The 21,463-nt window shown below is 62.8% G+C and carries 19 protein-coding genes; 8 read left to right on the top strand and 11 right to left on the bottom strand.

What is annotated here, in order from left to right:
* Positions 1–33 precede the first annotated feature (33 nt).
* From ACAX43_RS15020 to ACAX43_RS14995, 6 genes are read right to left on the bottom strand one after another with little or no spacing between them, the layout of a single operon-like run.
* Positions 34–1,257, bottom strand: a complete 1,224-nt coding sequence (locus ACAX43_RS15020) for a CaiB/BaiF CoA transferase family protein (protein ID WP_370709184.1) — start codon at positions 1,255–1,257, stop codon at positions 34–36.
* 38 nt (positions 1,258–1,295) lie between these two features.
* Positions 1,296–2,741, bottom strand: a complete 1,446-nt coding sequence (locus ACAX43_RS15015) for an aldehyde dehydrogenase family protein (protein WP_370709183.1) — start codon at positions 2,739–2,741, stop codon at positions 1,296–1,298.
* Between the two features lie 21 nt (positions 2,742–2,762).
* Entirely contained in the window at positions 2,763–4,451 is a 1,689-nt protein-coding gene (locus tag ACAX43_RS15010; protein ID WP_370709182.1) for a thiamine pyrophosphate-binding protein, read from the bottom strand.
* Between the two features lie 7 nt (positions 4,452–4,458).
* A complete protein-coding gene (locus ACAX43_RS15005) occupies positions 4,459–4,770 on the bottom strand; it encodes a 2-hydroxymuconate tautomerase (RefSeq protein WP_370709181.1) in 312 nt (103 codons plus the stop codon).
* A complete protein-coding gene (locus ACAX43_RS15000; protein ID WP_370709180.1) occupies positions 4,739–5,626 on the bottom strand; it encodes an IclR family transcriptional regulator in 888 nt (295 codons plus the stop codon). Before ACAX43_RS15000 ends, ACAX43_RS15005 begins: the two co-directional genes overlap by 32 nt.
* 33 nt (positions 5,627–5,659) lie before the next feature.
* Entirely contained in the window at positions 5,660–6,781 is a 1,122-nt protein-coding gene (locus tag ACAX43_RS14995) for a mandelate racemase/muconate lactonizing enzyme family protein (protein ID WP_370709179.1), read from the bottom strand.
* Between the two features lie 356 nt (positions 6,782–7,137).
* On the opposite strand from ACAX43_RS14995, the gene ACAX43_RS14990 reads away from it, so the two are divergent.
* The 7 genes from ACAX43_RS14990 to ACAX43_RS14960 all read left to right on the top strand — a co-directional run bounded on the left by ACAX43_RS14990 (position 7,138) and on the right by ACAX43_RS14960 (position 14,114).
* Entirely contained in the window at positions 7,138–8,268 is a 1,131-nt protein-coding gene (locus tag ACAX43_RS14990) for an ABC transporter substrate-binding protein (protein ID WP_370709178.1), read from the top strand.
* Positions 8,269–8,298: 30 nt separating this feature from the next.
* Positions 8,299–9,159, top strand: coding sequence for a branched-chain amino acid ABC transporter permease (locus tag ACAX43_RS14985; protein ID WP_370709177.1), 861 nt, complete (start codon positions 8,299–8,301; stop codon positions 9,157–9,159).
* On the top strand, positions 9,156–10,172 hold the full coding sequence (locus ACAX43_RS14980; RefSeq protein WP_370709176.1) for a branched-chain amino acid ABC transporter permease: 1,017 nt from the start codon (positions 9,156–9,158) through the stop codon (positions 10,170–10,172). Before ACAX43_RS14985 ends, ACAX43_RS14980 begins: the two co-directional genes overlap by 4 nt.
* Before the next feature lie 59 nt (positions 10,173–10,231).
* Positions 10,232–11,062, top strand: coding sequence for an ABC transporter ATP-binding protein (locus ACAX43_RS14975; protein ID WP_370709175.1), 831 nt, complete (start codon positions 10,232–10,234; stop codon positions 11,060–11,062).
* A 12-nt stretch (positions 11,063–11,074) separates the two neighbouring features.
* A complete protein-coding gene (locus ACAX43_RS14970; RefSeq protein ID WP_370709174.1) occupies positions 11,075–11,800 on the top strand; it encodes an ABC transporter ATP-binding protein in 726 nt (241 codons plus the stop codon).
* A gap of 37 nt (positions 11,801–11,837) precedes the next feature.
* Entirely contained in the window at positions 11,838–12,947 is a 1,110-nt protein-coding gene (locus ACAX43_RS14965) for a mandelate racemase/muconate lactonizing enzyme family protein (RefSeq protein ID WP_370709172.1), read from the top strand.
* Positions 12,948–13,259: 312 nt separating this feature from the next.
* Positions 13,260–14,114 carry an IclR family transcriptional regulator gene (locus ACAX43_RS14960; RefSeq protein WP_370709171.1) on the top strand — a complete coding sequence of 285 codons (855 nt, stop codon included), beginning with the start codon at positions 13,260–13,262 and terminating at the stop codon, positions 14,112–14,114.
* Positions 14,115–14,259: 145 nt separating this feature from the next.
* Here the strand turns inward: ACAX43_RS14960 and gabD are convergent, their stop codons facing one another.
* On the bottom strand, positions 14,260–15,720 hold the full coding sequence (gabD, locus tag ACAX43_RS14955; RefSeq protein ID WP_370709337.1) for an NADP-dependent succinate-semialdehyde dehydrogenase: 1,461 nt from the start codon (positions 15,718–15,720) through the stop codon (positions 14,260–14,262).
* A 721-nt stretch (positions 15,721–16,441) separates the two neighbouring features.
* Positions 16,442–17,725 (bottom strand): 4-aminobutyrate--2-oxoglutarate transaminase, encoded by a 1,284-nt coding sequence (locus ACAX43_RS14950; RefSeq protein ID WP_370709336.1) that lies wholly within the window; start codon positions 17,723–17,725, stop codon positions 16,442–16,444.
* 136 nt (positions 17,726–17,861) lie between these two features.
* On the opposite strand from ACAX43_RS14950, the gene ACAX43_RS14945 reads away from it, so the two are divergent.
* Positions 17,862–19,373, top strand: coding sequence for a PLP-dependent aminotransferase family protein (locus ACAX43_RS14945; RefSeq protein ID WP_370709170.1), 1,512 nt, complete (start codon positions 17,862–17,864; stop codon positions 19,371–19,373).
* A gap of 46 nt (positions 19,374–19,419) precedes the next feature.
* Here ACAX43_RS14945 and ACAX43_RS14940 read toward each other — a convergent pair whose 3' ends face one another.
* The 3 genes from ACAX43_RS14940 to ACAX43_RS14930 all read right to left on the bottom strand — a co-directional run bounded on the left by ACAX43_RS14940 (position 19,420) and on the right by ACAX43_RS14930 (position 21,392).
* Positions 19,420–19,992, bottom strand: coding sequence for a PIN domain-containing protein (locus ACAX43_RS14940; protein WP_370709169.1), 573 nt, complete (start codon positions 19,990–19,992; stop codon positions 19,420–19,422).
* Between the two features lie 3 nt (positions 19,993–19,995).
* Positions 19,996–20,454, bottom strand: coding sequence for a helix-turn-helix domain-containing protein (locus ACAX43_RS14935; RefSeq protein ID WP_370709168.1), 459 nt, complete (start codon positions 20,452–20,454; stop codon positions 19,996–19,998).
* A 101-nt stretch (positions 20,455–20,555) separates the two neighbouring features.
* Positions 20,556–21,392 (bottom strand): EamA family transporter, encoded by an 837-nt coding sequence (locus ACAX43_RS14930; RefSeq protein ID WP_370709167.1) that lies wholly within the window; start codon positions 21,390–21,392, stop codon positions 20,556–20,558.
* Positions 21,393–21,463: the final 71 nt, after the last annotated feature.

Raw genomic sequence — 21,463 nt, 5'->3', positions numbered from 1 at the left:
CATGCAGTCGGAGTGGCTCGTGCGCACCGCACTTCAGATCACGTGTGCAGCGCTGAGGCGTTCGAGCGCGTCGGCGTCGAGTTGCAGGATATCGGTCAGCACCTCTCTGGTATGTTCACCAAGCAAAGGTGGCGGATGTCGATATTCGACCGGCGTGCCGGAAAGGCGTATGGGACTCGCGACGAGCGGCAAGGCGCCCCCGAGCGGATGCGCCATTTCGATCCGGATGCCCCGATCGATCACTTGCGGATCGCGGAACACGCGATCGAGCGTATTGATCGGACCGCACGGCACGCCGGCCGCCTCGAGCCGCGCGATCCAGTCGTCGGTGCTGCGTTGCGTGGTGAGGCCGCGCAGCGTGGGGATCAGCGTGTCCCGATTGGCGACGCGCGCGGCGTTGGTCACGTAGCGCGCATCCACGGCAAGTTCCGGGCGCTCCATCGCCGCGCACAGCCGGGCAAACTGACTGTCGTTGCCGACCGCGAGGATCATGTCGCCGTCTGCCGTGGGAAAGTCCTGGTATGGCACGACGTTCGGATGCGCATTGCCCATGCGGCGCGGTGCGATGCCCGTGTGAAGATAGTTCATTGACTGATTGGCCAGACACGCGATGCCGACATCGAGCAGGCTCATGTCGATCTGCTGGCCACGGCCGGTCGATTCGCGCGCGCTAAGGGCGGCAAGAATGGCGGTCGATGCATACAGGCCCGTCATCACGTCAGTCAATGCCACGCCGGCCTTGATTGGACCTGCACCGGGTTCGTCGTCGCGCCGTCCCGTGACGCTCATCAATCCGCCGAGCCCCTGGATCAGAAAGTCGTAGCCTGCGCGCGCCGCATAGGGCCCGGTCTGACCAAAACCTGTAATTGAGCAATACACGAGACGGGGATTCAGCTCGCTCAACGACGCATAGTCCAGTCCGTATTGCTTCAGGCCGCCCACCTTGAAGTTCTCGACGATCACGTCCGCGCGCGCCGCGAGTTGCCGCAACACGGCCTGGCCTTCGGGCCGGGTGAAGTCGATCGCGAGCGACTTCTTGTTGCGGTTGGTGCACATGAAATAGGCCGATTCCGAGGTGGCCTCGCCGGTCGCGTCTTTCACATAGGGCGGCCCCCACGTACGTGTATCGTCGCCGGTGTCCGGCCGCTCGACCTTGATGACCTCGGCGCCGAGATCGCCCAGGATCTGCGTCGCCCAAGGGCCGGCCAGCACCCGCGATAAATCCAGCACCCTGATATGCGAAAGCGATCCTGCCATTGTTGCTGCTCCGTGAGATGACTCGCGTCCGTAAGCGGCTACCCCAGCCGCGAATAGACTGTCTTGGTCGATGTAAAGAACTGCATGGCGTGATGACCCTGTTCGCGCGGCCCGTATGACGAGTTCTTCGCGCCGCCGAACGGCACGTGATAGTCGAGGCCGCTCGTGCCGAGATTGACCTTCACCACGCCCGCGCGCGCGTGCAGGCGGAAGTGGCTTGCATATTTCTGACTGTCGGTGCAGATGCCAGCGGTGAGGCCGAATTCGGTATCGTTGGCGAGAGCCAGGCCTTCGTCATAGTCGCGAGCGCGCTGCACGACCGCGACTGGTCCAAAAATTTCCTCGCGGGCAATGCGCATGCCGGGCGCGACGTCGGTAAACAGCGCCGGCTGCAGATAGTGGCCGGGCGTCGCGCGTTCCAGCGTGTCGCCGCCCCAGTGAAGACGCGCGCCTTCCTGCTTGCCGATCTCGATGTACGCGAGGTCTTTCGCGAGCTGGGTGTCGTTGACGACCGGGCCGATGTCGATGCCGGTTTCGAGCGCATGGCCGACTCGCATGGCCGACAGCCGCGCCGTCAGCGCCGAGACGAAGCGATCGTGAATGCCGTCGGTCACGATCAGCCGCGACGACGCCGTGCAACGCTGCCCGGTCGAGAAGAACGCGCCGTTCAACGCGCATTCCACGGCGAGATCGAGGTCGGCGTCGTCGAGTACCAGCAGCGGATTCTTGCCGCCGAGTTCGAGCTGAAGCCTTTTCATCGGCGTCGATTCGATGCCCGCAAGGCCGACTTTTCGCCCGGTCGCGGCCGATCCGGTGAAACTGATCGCCGCCACGTCCGGATGCGCGGCAATCGCGTGGCCCACGTCGCCCGCGCCCATCACGAGATTCAGCACGCCAGGCGGCAGGCCCGCGCGCTGCAGGATGTCGACCAGCGCCCACGCCGAACCGGGCACGAGTTCGGACGGTTTGAAGACCACGGTATTGCCGTACGCGAGCGCCGGCGCGATTTTCCACGCGGGAATCGCGATAGGAAAGTTCCACGGCGTCACGATGCCGATCACGCCCACCGGCTCATGGACGACGTCGATCTCGCTGTCGGCGGCAAGACCCGTCAGCTTCTCGCCGCTGATGCGCAGCGCTTCGCCCGCCATGTACAACATCACCTGCGCCGCGCGGCCGACTTCGCCCGTTGCTTCGGGCAGCGTCTTGCCTTCTTCGCGCGCGAGCAGCGTGCCGAGCTCCGCTTTCCTCGCGACGATTTCGTCGCTGGCCCGTTTCAGGACGTCATGGCGCAACTGCGGCGCGCTTGCGGCCCACCCAGCGGCGGCGGCTTTGGCCGCGGCAATCGCGTGCCCGGCGTCTTCAACCGATGCCAACGCATAGTGCCCGACGATCTCGCGCGTATCGGACGGATTGATGTTGTCCAGAAAGCGCGTGCTGCTCACGCGCTCTGCGCCTATCCAGTTACTGAAGTGTTCGGGCATCGCGATGTCTCCTGCTGTTGCTTAACGCTGCGCGCCGAGCGCGGCGGCGCGCAGTTCGCTCAGGCTCGCGTTGGGCGTGATGGCCTCGGGGTCAAGCACGCAATGGAGGATGGCCGGTTTTCCCGATGCCACCGCGCGCTCGAATGCGGGACCGAATTCTTCGGTGTCTTGCACACGTTCGCCATGGCCGCCGAAGGTTCGCGCGTACGCCGCGAAGTCGGGATTGCGCAGCGCCGTGGCCGAGACCCGCCCTGGATACGCTTTTTCCTGATGCATGCGGATCGTGCCGTACATGCCGTTATCGACGACGATCACCACGATCGGCAGGTCGTACTGCACGGCGGTCGCGAACTCCTGGCCGTTCATCAGGAAACAGCCGTCACCGGCGAACGCCACGACCGTTCTCTGCGGATACAACCGCTTGGCCGCCACGGCCGCGGGAGTGCCGTAGCCCATCGAACCCGAAGTCGGCGCGAGTTGCGTGCCGAATTGTCCAAAGCGGAAGAACCGGTGCAGCCAGGTGGCGTAATTGCCCGCGCCGTTGCAGAGAATCGCATCGGCGGGAAGATGCTTCTGCAGATAAGTGATCACCTGCGGCATTTGCAGGCGACCCGGCGAGCGGATCGCGGCGGGATCGCTCCATGTTTCGTATTCGGCACGCGCGCGGCGGGTGGCTTCGCGCCAGCGCGGCGGCGCGGCGGGACGCCGCTCGGCAAGGGCGGCGGCGAATGCCACGGGCGAGGCGTGAATGGCCAGGTCGGGTTGATACACGCGCCCGAGTTCAGCGCCCTCTGCATGGACGTGAACGAACTTCTGCACCGGATCAGGAATGCGCAGCACGGTATAGCCCTGGCTCGATGCCTCCGACAAGCGCCCGCCGATCAGCAGCACGAGATCGGCTTGCGCAAACCGCTCGACAAGCTTCGGATTCGGTCCCAGTCCCAGATCGCCGATGAAATTCGGGTGATCGGCGGGAAACAGCATCTGGCGGCGAAACGATACGGCGACGGGCAATGCGAAGCGCTCGCTGAAAGCGGTGAACTGGGCGACGGCTTGCGCCGTCCAGCCGCTGCCGCCGACCAGCGCCACCGGCTTTTCGGCGCTGGCGAGCAGCGCGTCGAGTGCGTCCAGGCCGGCCACGCCCGGATGCGTTTCGAGCGGTTGAAAAGGCCGGGCGTCGCGGGTCTCGCAGCGTTCGGTCAGCATGTCTTCCGGCAACGCGATCACGACCGGCCCAGGCCTGCCCGACGTCGCTACGTGGAACGCGCGCGCGACGATCTCGGGAATGCGCTTCGGATCGTCAATTTCCGTCGCCCACTTGGCGAACGGCCCGAAGACAGCGCGGTAATCCAGCTCCTGGAACGCATCGCGACCGCGCGCCACGCGCTCGATCTGGCCGACGAACAGGATCATCGGCGTGGAATCCTGCTGCGCGATATGCACGCCATGTGCGGCATTCGTCGCGCCGGGCCCGCGCGTGACAAAGCACACGCCGGGGCGTCCGGTCAGCTTGCCGTGCGCTTCGGCCATCATCGCGGCGCCGCCTTCCTGGCGGCAGACGGTGAGCTGGATGTCGGCGTCGTGCAGCGCGTCCAGTGCGGCGAGAAAACTTTCGCCCGGCACGCAGAAAACGTGCTGCACGCCGTGCGTGAGCAACTGGTCGACCAGTACCTGGCCGCCGGTACGTTGAGAAAGGGACGAGTTCTGCATGGCGCGCCTAGCTATTGTTCGAGGACGTGGCCGGGCCGCCGGCGGGCGGGCTCGACGGCCCGGCCTTGCGCTTGCCTGCCGTGGCGAAATGGCGCGGCGGAACTTCGTAGATCATGATCCGCACGGCTTCGCGCGGCGTATCCGTGGTGCGATGAATGGCTTCGGTGATTTCGTGAAACATCGCTTCCTTTTGTTCGTCGGAGCGACCTTCGATCATCGTGATCTGGACGATGGGCATGGCGCGTTTCTCCTGAATAGCGTCGATGTGAAAGATCAGCCGGCATGGATCACCGGCCGCAAAATTGCGCAGCCGCGCCAAGCGAGGGCGCCTGGTACAACAACAATTGCGCCGCGTGGCGAAGCTGCTCGCCGCACCAGGCGGTGCGTTCGGCGTCGAGCTCGCGTGAGAGCGCAGTGGTGACGAGACAGCCGGCGGCCGTGCCGGTCCATGTGCGCACTGGGGCGCCGATCGCCGTCACGCCCACGCGCTGTTCGTCGCGCGCGACCACGTAACCGCGCTCGGCCGATAACGCCAGGTCCGTATCCAGTTGCGCCCACGTTCTGAGTGTGTTGGCCGTCCAGGCTTCGAACGGTTCGACACCGAGCAGCGCGTGGCGCTCCTCGGCGCGCAGCGTCAGAAGCAGCGACTTGCCGGCGCCGCTGCCATGCAACGGTCCATGCAGCCACGTGCCGTAAAACGGGCTCAGCGAGCCGGGCGTCTGTGCGATTTCGAGGACCATGCGTTCATAGCCCAGAAACAGGACGAATACGATCGTCTGGCGCAGTTCGTTAGCGAGTTCGCGCACGACGCTGCATGTTTCGCGGCGCAATTGATCGACCGGATTGAGCAGCGCGAGGGGATGGATGGCTTTCGGCGACGGCGAATAGCGCTTCGCAACCGGGTTGCGCACCACGAACGCGCCGTCTTCGAGCGCGCGCAACAGGCGCAACGTGGTGCTCTGTTCAAGATTCGCCAGCGCGGCGATTTCCGCGAGCGACAGTGGCTGGCGAGCGGCCAGCATCACTTCGAGCACGGCGAGGCCGCGCGCGAGCGTGCCGACGAGCGCATCGCGGTCGCTGTCCTCGGGCGCGGCAAGCGCCGCCGGACGCAGCGTGACGGCCGGCCACTCTGAAGACGCCGTGCGGATGGCCATGGCTTTGGCGAGTTCGCTCAAGGGTATAGTTCCTGAAAGGAGACCGGGCCCCGGTCAGCCGGCCGGCGTATGAAGACCGACACGCAGGCTTTCCAGGCGGTCCCAGTCGAATTCGAAGCCCACCCCGGGACGCGTCGGCAAGGCAGCGCGACCCTCGGCATCGAGCGTGACTTTTTGCTGGAAGAGCGGTTCGAACCAGGGAAACGACTCGCAGTACAGCCCGTTCTGCGATGAAGCCACGATGTGCATGCTGTGCTCGGTAAAGATGTGCGGCGAGATCGGCACGTCGCGCGTGGCGAGATAACCGGCGACCTTGCGCATTTCCGTGTAGCCACCCATGCGCTGCAGGTCCGGCATCATGATTTTGGCGGCGCGCGCTTCGACCATGCGGCGCACGCCGTAGCGCGTGTATTCGGTTTCGCCGCTCGCGATTGCCGTGTCGAGCGTGGCTGCGAGCGCGGCGTTTCCAGCATCGTCCCAGGTGGGGAGCGGTTCCTCGAACCACACGAGGTTGAACTTCTCCAGCGCGCGGCCGAGGCGAATGGCTTTGTCGAAGGTGAGGCCCTGGTTGGCATCGACCATTAGCGCAACGTCTTCGCCAATCGCGTCGCGCACGCACTCCACACGCGCCACGTCCTGCTGCCAGCGTGGCGAACCGAGGCGCAGTTTCATCGCGCGGAAACCTTGCGAGAGGAACTTCTTCGCCTCCGCGCCGAGTTCTTCGAGCGTGCTCGACAACCACAAGCCACCGCTCGCATAAATGGGCACGCTCGAACGGCACGCGCCGAACAATTGATAGAGCGGACGTCTGGCTGCCTTGCCGATGATGTCCCAGCACGCCACGTCGAAGGGCGTCATCGCGATCACGGCAATGCCGCCCTGACCGTAGAAATTGAGCGAGCGAAACGTTTCTGCCCAGAGCGCTTCCACGTCATGGGGATCGCGGCCCATATAGAGCTTCTTCAGCGACTGCGCGAGCGCCGCGATGGACTGCATGCGCTCGATGTCGAAGCTGAACGCATAGCCTTCGCCGGTAATGCCCGCGTCGGTCGTGATGGTGACGAGCAGCGCCGCGACGTGATCGAAGCGATGAATCGCCGTGGTCTGCGGCCGTTCCAACGGCAATTTGACGGCTGCCAGTTCAATTCCCGTGATCTTGATGTCGACGCTGCTCATGCGATATGTCTCCGTGATCGTTTTGGTGAGTATCGTCAAGTATTTCGTTGGTAGCAATTAAAATTTCATTATGGAAAATACCAGCGCGTTTCCTCGATGAGGCGAACACCTTGCCAGCTATGCCGCCCGAGCAATTTTTCGCCCTAAGCTCATGAAATTTACGGGATTCCACCTACGCCCGTTCGGTTGACAGAGATTCGCAGCAGTCATATCGTCCATCAAAATAGAATTTTCATTCACCGAAACGTAGACGGTAAAAACGTGCTCGGTCCATTTGATCAGGAGGCGGCGTGTCGGAGCGGATTGGCGTTAAACGGGTGTTGCAGTGTCTGGGGGCAGGAGCGGTCGTGCTCGCAATGGGAACTTCGACGGTATTCGCGGCCGACGAGGGGCCGATTCGCATCGGCTGGCTTTCATCGCTGACCGGTCCCTTGTCTTCGGCGGCCAGCGCCGAAAACCAGGGCGTGCAATTCGCGGTCGAGCAGATCAACGCCGCGGGCGGCATCAATGGCCGCAAGCTTGAACTCGTCACGCGCGATACCGCCGGCGATCCGACCAAGGCCGTCAACTACGCAAACCAGTTGATCTACAGCGAGAAAGTCGCGGCGATCATCGGCCCGGTGAATTCGGGCGAGTCGCTTGCCACGGTGCCGATCGTCGCGCGATCGGGCACGCCCAACATGGTGATCAGCACGGTTGACGAACTCACGGACCCGCACCGGTATCCCCGCGCGTTTCGCGTGATCAACACCAACGAACAGTGGTTGAACGCAGCCAACCACTACGCGCTGGACGTGCTGAAACGGCGCAAGATCGCGATCATCGGCGATACGAGCGGCTACGGTACGACCACCGCGAAGCGCGCCGCGCAGTTGCTGGCGGCGAAAGGCGTGACGCCCGTATACAGCGTATTGGTGGACGCGAATCAGACCAGTCTCAACGATGAAATGAGCAAGGCGCGCGCCGCCGGCGCCGATGTCGTGATGCCGTGGTCGGCCGCAACCGGCCTGCTCGCCCGCATTCTGAACGCGCGCGGCGACATGGGCTGGGACGTGCCGGTGGTCGGGCACCCCGCGATCATGGGCACGCCGATCCGCGCGCTGCTGAACAAGCCATCCTATTGGGACAACACGTATTCGGTCGGGTACGCATCGTCGACTTATGGGCCCAATGGCGAATTGCCGGCGGCCACCCGCAAGTTGATGCAAGACATCACGCCACGCCTGGGCGGCAAGATCGACTTCACGTTCTGGTGGGTCGCGATGGGTTACGACTCGGTGAAGCTGATCGAGCGGGCCGTGAAGACCGCTGGTTCCACCGATCCCGCCGCGTTGCAGAAGGCTTTCGAAGGCATGAAGAACGTGCCGGGTGTCTACGCGAATTACAGCTATGGTCCGACGCAGCGCAACGGATTTCCTGATTCGGGCATCGTGATGGATCGGGCGAATACCTTCAGGGATGGCAGCTTCGAGCGTGCGCCGAACTGAGGCGGTGGAAACCGGAAAGGGACTGCATTGATGGAAACCGTTTTGATGTCAGGCCTCGCCATGGGTGCGCTCTACGGCGCCGCCGCGCTCGCCTATAACGTGATGTTCTCCACCTCGCGCGTTCTGAGCGTGGCGACCGGCCATCTTTTCATGCTGAGCGCCGTGGCGGGCGCATTCTTCGTGAACCAGCTCGGCTGGCCGGCGTGGCTGGCGTTCCTGGGTGCGGTCGTGATCGGGATCGTGGCAGGTTTGATCAGTGAGATCGTCGCGATACGGCGCGTGTTGTCGCGTTCCACCGATCACCTGTGGTTGCTGAGCACCCTGGCGCTCGGCACGATCATGCAGCAGAGCGTGGGCCTGTGGTGGGGAACGGAGCCGAAACCGTTTCCGCGCGTGTTCACCCAGGGCTTCAATACCTCCATCTGGGATCAGAAGTATTGGCTGCCGATTGTCGCGGTCGTGCTGCTCGCGATCGGCCTCGAACTGTTTTACCGGCGAACGCTGTATGGCAAGATTTTTCTCGCCGTGGCCGAGGATTCGCTCGCCGCGACCGCGCGAGCGGTGAATACGGGGCATGTGCGGATGCTCTCATATGGGCTGGCGGGTTTGATCGGCGGCGTGATGGGTTTCGCGGCCGGACAGATGACGTTCGCGTTCTTCGCGACCGGACTCACGCTGACGCTGAACGGATTCATCGCCATCGCGGTGGGCGGTCTCGGTAGCAATACCGGCGCGCTGGTCGGCGGCGTCGTGCTCGGCCTGCTGAGCGCATTCACCACGTATTTCTTCGGCGGGCAGTATCAGCAGACGATCGCGGTCGGTCTGCTGATGGCCTTTCTCCTTATCCGGCCCGAGGGACTGTTCGGCGCCAAACTGGTCCGTCAGGTATGAACGCCGACTCGAAAAAGACCTTGCAAAAACGCGCGTCGTACGTAGCCGCGCTGGCTGCGGCCAGTGTGCCGCTATGGTCGCCGAATCCGTATTTCGTGCATCTGGCGACGCTCATCGCCGTGTACTGGATCCTGATCTCCGGGCTCAATCTGGTAGTCGGTTTCATGGGACTGCTATCGATCGGGCATGTCGGTTTGCTGGCGATCGGCGCATATGGGTTTGCGATATTGGCCGGTACGCTGGGCTGGAATCCGCTGCTGACGCTACCGGCAGTCGGGGTGGTCGGTGGCGTGTGCGGCTTCCTGCTCGGGCTGCCCGCGTTGCGCCTGCCCGGCTTCTATTTCGCGATGGCAACGCTCGCCTTTTCGTTGATGGTTGGCGAGTTCACGCTCGCGCAAAGCGGCCTGACGGGGGGCGGCGCGGGCATTGCAGCACCGTTGTTCAATCCGCCGTTCGATACCCCGAACGCCTTCTACTGGCTGGTCGCCGGCGTGGCCGTGCTGGTGACGTGGATGACCTGGAACGTCTCGCGCATGATGTGGGGCCGCGGCATGATCGCGCTGCGCGACAGCGAAGTGGCGGGGGCCTCCGTGGGCGTGCCGATGTACCGCGTCCGGCTCACCGTCTTCACATTCAGCGGCGTCACGGCGGGTGTGGGCGGCGCGCTGTTTGCCTCGCTGCAAAGCTACATCACGCCCGAAACGTTCGTGTTCGAACTGGGCCTGTTCTTTTTTATCTGCATCGTCATTGGTGGACGTGGTTCGATTCTCGGGCCGCTGATGGGTACGATCGTGCTGACGGCGCTCCCTGAACTGGTCGCGCCGCTCGCACGCTTCGGCCAGCTGTTCTATGGTCTGTTGCTGCTCGGTGTCGTGTTGCTGCTGCCTGAAGGACTGGGCGAATTGCCCGCGCTGCTGCACCTGAAAAGACACAAGGCGGCGCACGTGCATGAACCGCTCGTGCCCGATATGGATGTGCTCAAAGCGGCAATCCGCGCCGGGAGAGAAGCCTGATGCCAGGATCACGACCTTCGCCGGCTTGCTTGCCCGTGGCGCTTGCCCGCGACGTCAGCATGACCGATCAGTCGCTGGAACGGATGTCCGCGTCCACGGCGCCGGCTGCGGACGCCCGCTCCGGAGTTCCGCAACCGAACGTGCTCGACGCGCGAGGCGTGGTGAAGCGCTTCGGCGGCGTGGTGGCGGTAGACGACGTCAGTCTCGAACTGAGCAGCACCGAGATCCATGGTCTCATCGGACCGAACGGCAGCGGCAAGACGACCATGCTGAACCTGCTGTCCGGCTATTACAGTGCGGATCAGGGCGACATCACGTTGAACGGCACCGTGCTCACCCACGCGAGCACGCAACTGCGTACCCGTCACGGACTCGCGCGCACGTTTCAGAAGCCGCGCCTGCTGGAAACGTTGAGCGTGCTCGACAATGCCACGCTCGGCGCCTGGAACGACGCGCGCACGAACTTCCTCAAGACGGCGTTCGCGTGGCCCTCGGAACGACGCCGCGACGGTGAATTGCGTGAGCGCGCGCGACGCCTGCTCGAGGGCGTGGGGCTCGGCGGCATGGCGGAGCGCCGCGCGAATTTGCTGGATCATGCGCAACAGCGCTTTCTGGAAATTGCGCGCGCGCTCGCCATGCGGCCGCATTTCATTCTTCTCGATGAACCTGCGGGCGGCCTCACCGAACACGAAATCGACCTGCTCGGCGAGATCCTGCTGGCCGTGCGCGATTGCGGCATCGGCGTGCTGGTCGTCGAGCATCATACCGACTTCGTGTTCCGTATCTGCGACCGTGTGACCGTGCTCAATCTTGGCAAGACGATTGCGAGCGGGGCGCCTGATGAAGTTCGTCAGGATGACGAAGTCATCCGCGTTTATCTGGGGGCTTGAATGCAGGCATCGATGCAACGTCGCGGGGCGCCTGTGCTGCTCGACGTCAGGAACCTGAGCGTCGCGTACGGCAAGGCGCAAGTCGTGCACGACGTGGACTTCGAAGTGCGCGAGGGCGAGTTCACCGTGATGCTCGGGCGCAACGGCGCCGGCAAGACCACCATTCTGCAGGCGCTGTCGGCGCTCGTTCCGAAGCGTAACGGCACGGTGCGCTTCGGCGACGCGGAATTGGGCGCGGCGCGCGCGCCGGAGATCGTGCGGGCGGGCATCGTCCACGTACTCGAAGGACATCGCGTATTCACGACGCTCAGCGTGGAAGACAATTTGCTGCTCGGCACGTTTGCGAAGAGCCGTCGCGGCGACCGCTCCAAGCTCGCGCGTATCTACGACATGTTTCCGATCCTCGGGGAAAAGCGGCATCAACTGGCGTCGCGCCTGTCCGGCGGACAACAGCAGATTCTCGCGGTGGCGCAGGGCGTGATCGCCGATCCGAAACTCCTGATCCTCGATGAACCGTCGCGTGGTTTGGCGCCGCTGATCGTCGATCAAATTCTGCAGGTTTCCCGGCAGCTTTGCGCGGAGGGCATCGCCGTGCTGCTGGTCGAGCAGCTCGTGCGCGAAGCGCTCAAATATGCGGACTACTGCTATCTGCTCGACACGGGGCGCATAGGCGGCGAGGGCACGCCCGCTGCCCTACGTTCCGGCGATCTCTTGCAGAAGGCTTTCCTGGGGCACTGAGCCGGACCCGCATGGGCACGGCATCGCGGAGCACGACATGAGCGACAGCAGCAAGATCAGAAGCATCGAAGCCATTCCGGTTGGCTTGCCCTACACGCACGACGGCCCGCCGACCGGCTTCGGCGGCACGAACTGGACCACGTTGCGCTATGTGCTGGTGAAGGTCGTCACCGAAGACGGCCTGACCGGATGGGGTGAAGCGTTCGGCTACAACGTGCAGAGCGCGACCGTCGAGGTGGTCAACCACACGCTTGCACCGCTTGCCGTGGGCAAGGATGCGGCCGATATCGCCGGTTTGATGGGCTGGCTCAAGCACACGATGCATCTCTTCGGGCGCGGCGGCCCGACGCAATACGGCCTGGGCGGGCTGGACATCGCGCTGTGGGATCTGGCGGGCAAACGCGCGGGGATGCCGGTCGCGCAGTTGCTGGGCGGCATCAGCCGCCGCGAGATTCCCGCCTATTCGAGCCTGATGCGCATGCCCGATCCGCAGGCGGTCGCGCATGCCTGCGAGCGCGTGCTCGCCAGAGGCTACCGGCAGATCAAGCTGCACGAACACACGGTCGCGGCCGTGGCGGCGGCGCGCGAGGCGGTAGGCGAGGACATTGACCTGATGCTCGACGTCAACTGCGCGTGGACGCCGAACGAAGCGCTCGGTATCGCCAGGAAGCTGGTGCGTTATCAACTCAAGTGGCTCGAGGAACCCATTTATCCGCCGGAAGATTTTGCTTCGCTAGCCCGTCTGCGGCAACTCGTTGACGTGCCGCTCGCCGCGGGCGAGAACCTCCCGAATGCGTGGGCGTTCAAGGGCATGATAGAAAGCGGTGCGCTGGATTACCTGCAGCCCAGCGTGACGAAGGTCGGAGGCATCAGCGAATTTCGAACCATCCTTACGATGGCCGAGATGCAGGGCCGCGCCGTCGCGCCGCATTCGCCCTATTTCGGTCCGGGATTGCTAGCCACGTTGCAGCTCGCGGCGTTTTCGCCGCTGATCGGCGGTATCGAAAGTTTCGGGGTGACGCTCGACACACCATTCTTCGGCGACATCGGCTTGCCCGATAGCCGCGGCATGATTCGTGTGCCCGACGGTCCCGGTCTTGGCGCCGATCCGGATCCGGACGTCATCGAGCGGTTCATGATCCGGTAGCGGCGCAGACGGCACCGCAGCGACCCGCATTCATCCGGCAACCATCGAAAACGGAGGAGGGTAAATCCTCTCATCGCGACAAGCGTGAGCGCGGCGGCCGCGGGAATCGAGATCATTCTGTGTACACGAAGTGCGCGTTGTACCGGTTCGCTCATCGTGTGCGCCGGCATTCCAGCGCGGCTGCTTGCGGGTAATCGTGGGACGCGTCGTTCGACGCGCTACCTGCCACGCATTCGGCTTCGCAGGGGGTGCCTCCGGGTTACTTTAGAATGCGGGGCGTCGAATAGTGGTCTAGCTTGTTTCAAGGAAGGTATGAGGAAGCGAAAGGAAAAAGAACACGTCGAGAGTGCGGTCACCCTCGACATACCTGAGAGCGGAGAGCGCGATGGGCCGGTCGGTACGCTCGCACGCGGTCTGAGCGTGCTCGACGCGCTCGCCGGCGCGCCGCAACCGCTTGGACTCGCCGAGGTCGCCGGCCTGACAGGCCTGGAGCAAAGCACGACCTTGCGGTTGTTGCGGGCGCTCGAGGAAAGCCGTTTCGTGATTCGCAGTGTCGAATCGAAGAAGTACTGTCTCTCTCCGAAAGCGCTGCGGCCATTGCCGCTACTGCATCCGCTAGAACAACTGCGGCGCGAGATTGCGACGCCGTTGCGGGATCTGGCGCTGCGTATCGATAAAACCGTGTTGCTCGCGCTTTATGTCGGGCATGAGCGGATGGTGATTGACATCGCGCAGGGCAACAATACGATCAACGCGTACTACGACACATGGCTCACCGGTCCTCTGCATGGAACCGCGGCGGGCAAGGCGTATCTGGTGAGTCTCGATGCGAAGCGCCGCCATGCGTTACTTGGGCCGGAGCCGCTGCAGCGCTATACAGAGGCTACGTTCGCTGACTATGCGGCGCTTGAGACGGACCTCGCGTTGTCGGAGAAACGAGGTTATGTGCTCGCGCGGGAAGAAAGCCGGCCAGGTATCGGCGCACTTGCGGCCAACGTGCGGACATGGCGGGGCAATGCCGTCGGCTGCGTGGTCGCGACGGGCCATGCGCGTGACTTCAATGAAGCCGCCGTCGAAAAGATCGGTCTGGAGGTTAAGCAGGCCGCCGATCTGATTCTTGTCCAGGCGCCGTCGCTGCTCGCCGCTGCTCAGTTTTGCGGGAACTAGTACCGGTCGAGCTGTCGCCGTCTTATCGAGCTTCGGTCCGATCCGGCAGCACTTCGCACTCAAGCGAAGGCGCTCGATCATCTCTTTTAACTTGACAGTGCAATCTACCGTTTCAAGGTAGATTGCACGAAACATGCGGTCGGCGTCAGATCCCGCCCACGCACATGTACTTGATGACGACATAATCGTCGATACCGTAATGCGAGCCTTCGCGGCCGAGGCCAGATTGCTTGACGCCGCCGAACGGCGCGACTTCGTTGGAAATCAGCCCGGTGTTGATACCGACCATGCCATATTCGAGTGCTTCGGCGACGCGCCAGACGCGACCGATATCGCGGCTATAGAAGTACGATGCGAGGCCGAATTCGGTGTCGTTGGCGAGGCGGACGACTTCTTCATCCGACGAGAAGCGGAACAGCGGCGCGAGCGGCCCGAAGGTTTCGTCGCGAGAGAGCTTCATGGCCGGCGTGACATCCGCGAGCACGGTGGGCTCGAAGAAACCGTGACCAAGCGCATGACGCTTGCCGCCGGTGACGATGCGAGCGCCTTTGGCGAGGGCATCTTCGATATGCGATTCGACCTTGAGCACGGCTGCTTCGTTGATGAGCGGACCTTGGGTGACGCCATCTTCGGTGCCGCGGCCCACCTTGAGTTGTTCGACGGCGACGCGCAGTTTGTCGGCGAACGCGTCGTAGACTTTATCGTGAACGTAGAAACGATTCGTGCAGACGCAGGTCTGGCCGCTATTGCGATATTTCGACGCGATGGCGCCTGCGACGGCGGCATCCAGATCCGCGTCGTCGAACACGATGAACGGCGCGTTGCCGCCGAGTTCGAGCGAGACTTTCTTGACCGTCGGCGCGCACTGCGCCATGAGCAGACGGCCGACCGGCGTAGAGCCTGTGAAAGACAATTTGCGCACGATCGGATTGCCGGTCATTTCCGCGCCGATGGCTTTCGGCTCACCGGTGACGACGTTGAACACGCCGCGTGGCACGCCGGCGCGTTCGGCCAGCACGGCGAGTGCGAGAGCCGATAGTGGCGTGGCTTCTGCCGGTTTGACGATGATCGGGCAGCCGGCGGCGAGGGCCGGGCCGACTTTACGCGTGATCATGGCCGCCGGGAAATTCCATGGCGTGATGGCTGCGCAGACGCCGATCGGTTCTTTCGTGACGACGATGCGTTTGTCGCCTGCCGGCGTAGGGATGGTGTCGCCGTTGACGCGTTTGCCTTCTTCCGCGAACCATTCCAGGAACGAGGCGGCGTACTGGATTTCGCCTTTAGCTTCGGCGAGGGGCTTGCCTTGTTCGGTGGTCAGGATCCTGGCCAGATCGTCGGCGTTTTCCAGCATCAGGTCATGCCATTTGCGCAGGATCGTGGCGCGTTGTTTGGCCGTGGTTGCTCGCCATGCCGGCCAGGCCGCGTTGGCTGTGTCGATCGCTCGACGGGTTTCGGTTGTGCCCATGCGGGGCACTGTGGCGATTGTTTCGCCTGTGGCAGGGTTCTTTACTTCGAAAGTCGTGGCGTCGTCGGCGGATTGCCATTCGCCTGCGATGTAGGCTTTTGTTTTTAGAAGGGTGGGGTCTTTTAGGGTTAACGTCGTCATTTTGTCTTTTTGCTCCAAGGTCTTTGAATGAGGGTTTTTTGCCTGCTCGGCGCTTTTGCTTTTTTGCCTTCGTGGAGCTTCTTTTTTTTGTTTGCTTGCTGGGTTGGGGTTTTCTTGTTTTGTTAGTGGTCTATTAGCGTCGCCCCTGTGCGGGGCGGCACCTACTTTTCTTTGCCGGCTGCAAAGAAAAGTAGGCAAAAGAAAGCAGCTCAAACCGCTAATGCTAAGCGGCTCCCGCAGCCAGCCAACGGTAGTGGCTCCGTGGAATCCGTGTTCTCGCACATTCGGCACTAGTGACAAAGGCGTCATACTTCCGGCGGCGCTGCGCGCGCCGAAGCGTAGTTCATCAAACCAGCGCCTGTTCCGAGGCTTCGCCGAGGCGAAGCCGACGGCCCCCACATCCTGAACGAAGCCCCTGGTTTCCCATGCAGACTCGTCCGCGACGCACGTAGTGCGGAGTGGGAGCTGATGACACCTTTGTCACTTCGCGCTGAAGGTCCGAGGGCGCGGATTCCACGGGGCCACAGGCCCCTCCAAGCCAGGGGAGCCGCTTAGCATTAGCGGTTTGAGCTGCTTTCTTTTGCCTACTTTTCTTTGCAGCCGGCAAAGAAAAGTAGGTGCCGCCCCGCACAGGGGCAACGCTAATAGACCACAAACAAAACAAGAAAACCCCCCACAACAAGCACCCAAAAAAAGAAGCGCCGCGCAGGCAAAAAAAAACTCAAACCCCTACAGCAACACTCTCCCGAACAACATCTTCGAGAATAGCCAAAGCCTCCTCGAAGACGGAGTCTTGAACAGTAAGCGGAAACAGGAACCGCACAACATTCGAATAAACCCCACACACCAACAGCAACAACCCGCGCTCCAGCGCCCGAGCCTGCACTCGCTTGGTGAACTCGGCATCCGGTTCCGTCCCCCCCGCCTTGCAGAACTCAACAGCCACCATCCCACCGGGCCCGCGTACATCGGCAATCTGCGGCACTTCGCTCTGAAGCGCGATCAGCTTCGCTTTAATACGATCGCCCAAAACAGTAGCCCGCTCGCAGAGCTTCTCTTCATCGATGATATCGAGCACAGCATGTGCAGCAGCAAGGGCAAGCGGATTGCCGGCATAGGTGCCGCCCAGGCCACCAGGCGCCGCCGCATCCATCACGTCAGCGCGCCCAACCACACCCGACAACGGCATGCCGCCAGCCAGGCTCTTGGCAATCGTCATCAGATCAGGCACCACGTCATAGTGATGCATCGCAAACAACTTTCCGGTACGGGCAAAACCCGTCTGCACTTCATCGGCGATCAGCAAAATGCCATGCTCATTGCAAAGCTTCCGCAGTGCGCGCACGAACTCGGCCGGCGCCGGATAGAAACCGCCTTCGCCCTGAACCGGTTCAAAAATAATCGCCGCCACTCGCTTCGGATCGATGTCGGCCTTGAACAGAAACTCGATCGCCTTCAGCGAATCGGCCGTCGTCACGCCGTGCAGCGGATTCGGGAACGGGGCATGGAACACGTCCGACGGGAACGGACCAAAACCGATCTTGTACGGCGCAACCTTGCCGGTCAGCGCCATGCCCATCAACGTGCGGCCGTGGAAGCCGCCGGTAAACGCAATCACGCCCGGGCGGCCGGTCGCGGCGCGGGCAATCTTGATCGCGTTTTCCACGGCTTCGGCGCCGGTCGTGAAGAATGCGGTCTTCTTCGGGTAGTCGCCGGGCGCGCGCGCGTTGATCTTCTCAGCCAGCTCGACATACGACGCGTACGGCACGATCTGATACGCGGTGTGCGTGAAATGATCGAGCTGGTCGCGGATCGCAGCCAAAATCTTCGGGTGACGGTGGCCCGTGTTGCACACCGCAATACCCGCAGCGAAATCGATGAAACGGCGGCCTTCGACGTCCCACAATTCGGCGTTCTCAGCGCGCTCAGCGTAGAAATCGCACATCACCCCGACGCCGCGCGGCGTGGCGGCATCCTTGCGGCTCTTCAATTCTGCATTCTTCATGGTTATCTCCTTCACTCCTCGATTTTGCGGGGGCCCGCCTGCGGGCGCCGCGCACACAGCGCAGCACATGCCGCGACTATAATGAGATTTGGCTCTTAATTTCAGAGCCATTTCAATAAAAATATAGGAGCCAATCATGCGCGCGAGCGTTTTGTCCGACTGGCTGGCACAGCGCCTCGACCGTGGCAACGGCCAGCCGATCTATCGTCAGCTGCACCGGCTGTTGCAGCAGGCGATCCTGTCGCGTGAATTGCCGGCGGGCAGCAAGGTGCCGTCGTCCCGTCTGCTGGCGCAGGAATTGGGCGTCGGGCGCAATACCGTAACGCAGGTGTACGAGCAGTTGGCGCTCGAAGGCTATGTAAGCTCGGCAACCGGCAGGGGCACCTTTGTCGCGGATAGCGCGCCGGATGAGATCGTCGGCGTGCCCGATGCCGAGGCGCCGGACGCGCGGCTCGAGCCATTGCCGCCACCTTTGACGGCCAAACGCGCGTTGTCCACGCGCGGGGCGAGGCTTATCGCGGGAGCGGGTGTGTCGAAGCGGCAATGGGGCGCGTTCATGCCCGGGGTGCCGGACGTCACGAAATTTCCGGCGCGCGTGTGGAGCCGCCTGCACAACAAGTATTGGCGCCGTCTGCGTCCGGACCTGCTGACTTATGCGCCGGGCGGAGGGCTGGCCTCGTTGCGGCACGCGCTGGCCGAGTATCTGCGCACTTCGCGCTCGGTGCGTTGCACGCCCGAGCAGATCATCATCACGACCGGGATCCACCAGTCCGTCGATCTGGCCGTGCGCCTGCTGTCCGATCCGGGCGACCTGATCTGGACCGAAGACCCTTGCTATTGGGGCGTGCGCAGCGTGCTGCATGTGTCCGGCCTGCAATCGCGGCCGATCGCCGTCGACGAAGAAGGCATCAATCCCTCCGCCGACGATCTCGCGCAGCCGCCCAAGCTAATGCTCGTCACGCCGTCGCACCAATATCCGCTCGGCATGGTGATGAGCCTCGCGCGGCGTCGCATGCTGCTCGAATACGCGCGGCAAAACCAATGCTGGATCATCGAGGACGACTACGACAGCGAATACCGCTACGGCAGCCGGCCGCTGGCATCGCTGCAAGGTCTGGATACGTCCGGGCAGGTGATTTACGTGGGCAGTTTCGGCAAAACGCTGTTTCCTGGCTTGCGCATCGGCTATCTGGTCGTGCCCGAGGCGCTGGCGGAGAGCTTTGCCACCGCGAGTGCCGAGTTGTATCGGGAAGGACAGTTGCTGCAGCAGGCGATGCTCGCGGAGTTCATCGCGGAAGGGCATTTCACGTCGCATATCCGTAAGATGCGCACGCTTTACGGGCAACGTCGTCAGACCCTGCTCGATGCCGCGGCGCAGCGTTATGGCGATGCGCTGCCGGCGGTGGGCGGCGACGCCGGTTTGCACCTGGTGATGCAGTTGCCTGAGGGTACCGACGACCGAGCGGTGGCGGCTGCCGCGCTGGAGCGCAATATTGTCGTGCGGCCTTTGTCGGGGTACTACGCGCAACCGTCGCTGGCGCCGTCGGGTTTGCTGATCGGCTATGCGTGCGTGCCTGACGAGGAGATCGCGCCGGCCTTCAATACGCTCGCCGATGCGATTGACGAGACGCTCGTGCAGTTTGCATGAGGGGGCTTGCCGAGCCGCTCTTTCAGCCGAGCAAAGGCGGCTCTGGTCAGATGGCTATGCTGTAGGGACGGACAACTGAAACGGTTTGCGTGAGGCCCAGTCCGGCTAGGGTGTCGAGGTACTCGTCGATAGACTTCGGCGGACTTTTCAATGATTTCCGATGCTCAGCCATCGCTTCAAGAACCTTTGCCTGGTTCAGGTCGAAGAGATCAGCGATAAAGTCGTCGGGATGCTGAGCGGCCACGTTGAATGTGCTCAAAGCGTCGGCCGGGAAATCCTTCAGGTTAAACGTGACGATGAGTTCCGCGCCACAATGCACGGCGGCGGCGACCACATGTGCATCATCAGGGTCTGGCAAATCGATGGCCGGTATCAGGTGCTCGTAGTTGTCGACCAAAGCGTCCCGAACATGCGCGTCCATAAGATCACGGACGCGATAGATCCTGGCGGGGTCGAGGTCAGGACGGTTTGCGATCAGATTGCGAGTCCACTCGCCATGAATAGCCTGCGTCCAGCGCGCCCGGTAGAGGTCGGTTAGCGCCAGACGCATCAACAGGTTTCGTAATGGTTGGGAGTACAGAACGCAAGCGTCGTAGATTGCGGTGAAATGTGACGACATCGATTATTCCAGTCCCATTTCCTGCGACAGCGCCGCGAGTTCGTCCAGCGCCTTGCGGCGTTCCGAGTCGATTCGATTCTTATAGGCCATCACGTCTTCGTAGCGCACGCGCCGATGCGTGTTCACCTTCCGGAAAGGAATCTCCTTCTTCTCCAGCAACTGCACGAAGTACGGTCGCGACACATTAAGTAGGTCGGCCGCTTCCTGCGTGGTCAGCTCGGCATGAATAGGGATGATCGATACGGCGTTACCTTGGCCGATTTGCGCGAGGACGTCGACTATTAGACGCACGACCAATGTCGGCAGCTCCACGCTACGCGTTTCGCCCTTGCTGTCCTTGAAGTCGAACTGTTGCGTTTCGGCACGGCTTGAAAGCACGACCGACAGATTTCGACCGGAGACGCGGGCGAGTTCAGCCTCTTGCGCTGACGGCAGCGACGTGGGGTGGAGCGAGGTGTTCATGGCACGGTTCCTTTCGAATTTCGGTATTGTAAATCGAAATATTCGAAATCGCAATAAACGAAACAGGCGTAAACAGAAGCGCGAGCGCGTGCTTCACCGCTTCAAATCCTGATCAGCACCGCTCCCAGCGTAACCAGCGCACACGCAACAATACGCCGCGTGGTCAGCTTCTCGCGCATGAAGAGCCAGCCGATCAGCACCGCGAAGAGCGAACTCAGCTCGCGCAGCGCGGAGACCATCGCAATCGGCAGATAGCGGTAAGCCTCGATGATCAGGCAATAGGCGGTCAGTGCCAGCGCACCGGACGCCATGCCTTTGAGCACCGCCGCGCGGCCAATGAAAAGGCCTTTGGCGCCGCCGCGCCAATGCCAGGCAAGCAGAAACTGCGGGATGTTCCAGATCAGATAGACCCACATGATGTAGCTCAGGCCGTTGCCCGCCACGCGCGAGCCGATCCCGTCCACGACGGAATACGTTGCGATGAAGAAGCCGGTCAGCAGCGCAAACGGCACGCTTTCCCCTGAAAACCGCATGCCCCGGCGGAACGCCAGCGAGACGATGCCGAGCGACACCAGCGCCACGCCGATCGCCGCTGGCGGCTTGAGCGCTTCGTGCGCGAACACCAGCGCGCCGACGAACACGAGCATCGGCGAAAGGCCGCGTGCAATCGGATAGATCTGGCCGAAGTCGCCGCTCTTGTACGCGCGAATCAGCGCCAGCAGGTAGCCGAATTCGAGTACCACCGATGCGACGATGTAAGGCCAGGCCGCCGGTTCAGGGAGCGGCAGCACGGTCACGCCGACCGCGCTGACGGCGAGATACGGAATCGCCATCATGCCGAGCAGCCAGACGCGGTCTTCGGACAGATGCAGGAAAGCGTTCCAGGTGGCGTGGAGCAGCGCGGAGAGCAGCACTAGCAAGACGACAAAGGTGTCCATCGAAGGCCAGGGAGTGGGAACGGGAGGCCTGGGTGCCGGCCGCAACCCTGTGATTATTCCAGCAGAACGTG

This window comes from Paraburkholderia sp. IW21, from assembly GCF_041321145.1.
GTDB lineage: Bacteria > Pseudomonadota > Gammaproteobacteria > Burkholderiales > Burkholderiaceae > Paraburkholderia.
Note: the sequence above shows the minus strand (reverse complement) of the source record. Positions and strands in the feature narration are given on the sequence as shown.

Coding starts and splice junctions, on each gene's coding strand:
- ACAX43_RS14965 (WP_370709172.1), top strand. CDS start 11,838: ATGAGCGACAGCAGCAAGATCAGAAGCATCGAAGCCATTCCGGTTGGC.
- ACAX43_RS14960 (WP_370709171.1), top strand. CDS start 13,260: ATGAGGAAGCGAAAGGAAAAAGAACACGTCGAGAGTGCGGTCACCCTC.
- ACAX43_RS15020 (WP_370709184.1), bottom strand. CDS start 1,257: ATGGCAGGATCGCTTTCGCATATCAGGGTGCTGGATTTATCGCGGGTG.
- ACAX43_RS14985 (WP_370709177.1), top strand. CDS start 8,299: ATGGAAACCGTTTTGATGTCAGGCCTCGCCATGGGTGCGCTCTACGGC.
- ACAX43_RS14970 (WP_370709174.1), top strand. CDS start 11,075: ATGCAACGTCGCGGGGCGCCTGTGCTGCTCGACGTCAGGAACCTGAGC.
- ACAX43_RS15010 (WP_370709182.1), bottom strand. CDS start 4,451: ATGCAGAACTCGTCCCTTTCTCAACGTACCGGCGGCCAGGTACTGGTC.
- ACAX43_RS14980 (WP_370709176.1), top strand. CDS start 9,156: ATGAACGCCGACTCGAAAAAGACCTTGCAAAAACGCGCGTCGTACGTA.
- ACAX43_RS14940 (WP_370709169.1), bottom strand. CDS start 19,992: ATGTCGTCACATTTCACCGCAATCTACGACGCTTGCGTTCTGTACTCC.
- ACAX43_RS14975 (WP_370709175.1), top strand. CDS start 10,232: ATGACCGATCAGTCGCTGGAACGGATGTCCGCGTCCACGGCGCCGGCT.
- ACAX43_RS14995 (WP_370709179.1), bottom strand. CDS start 6,781: ATGAGCAGCGTCGACATCAAGATCACGGGAATTGAACTGGCAGCCGTC.
- ACAX43_RS14935 (WP_370709168.1), bottom strand. CDS start 20,454: ATGAACACCTCGCTCCACCCCACGTCGCTGCCGTCAGCGCAAGAGGCT.
- ACAX43_RS14950 (WP_370709336.1), bottom strand. CDS start 17,725: ATGAAGAATGCAGAATTGAAGAGCCGCAAGGATGCCGCCACGCCGCGC.
- ACAX43_RS15015 (WP_370709183.1), bottom strand. CDS start 2,741: ATGCCCGAACACTTCAGTAACTGGATAGGCGCAGAGCGCGTGAGCAGC.
- gabD (WP_370709337.1), bottom strand. CDS start 15,720: ATGACGACGTTAACCCTAAAAGACCCCACCCTTCTAAAAACAAAAGCC.
- ACAX43_RS14945 (WP_370709170.1), top strand. CDS start 17,862: ATGCGCGCGAGCGTTTTGTCCGACTGGCTGGCACAGCGCCTCGACCGT.
- ACAX43_RS14990 (WP_370709178.1), top strand. CDS start 7,138: ATGGGAACTTCGACGGTATTCGCGGCCGACGAGGGGCCGATTCGCATC.
- ACAX43_RS14930 (WP_370709167.1), bottom strand. CDS start 21,392: ATGGACACCTTTGTCGTCTTGCTAGTGCTGCTCTCCGCGCTGCTCCAC.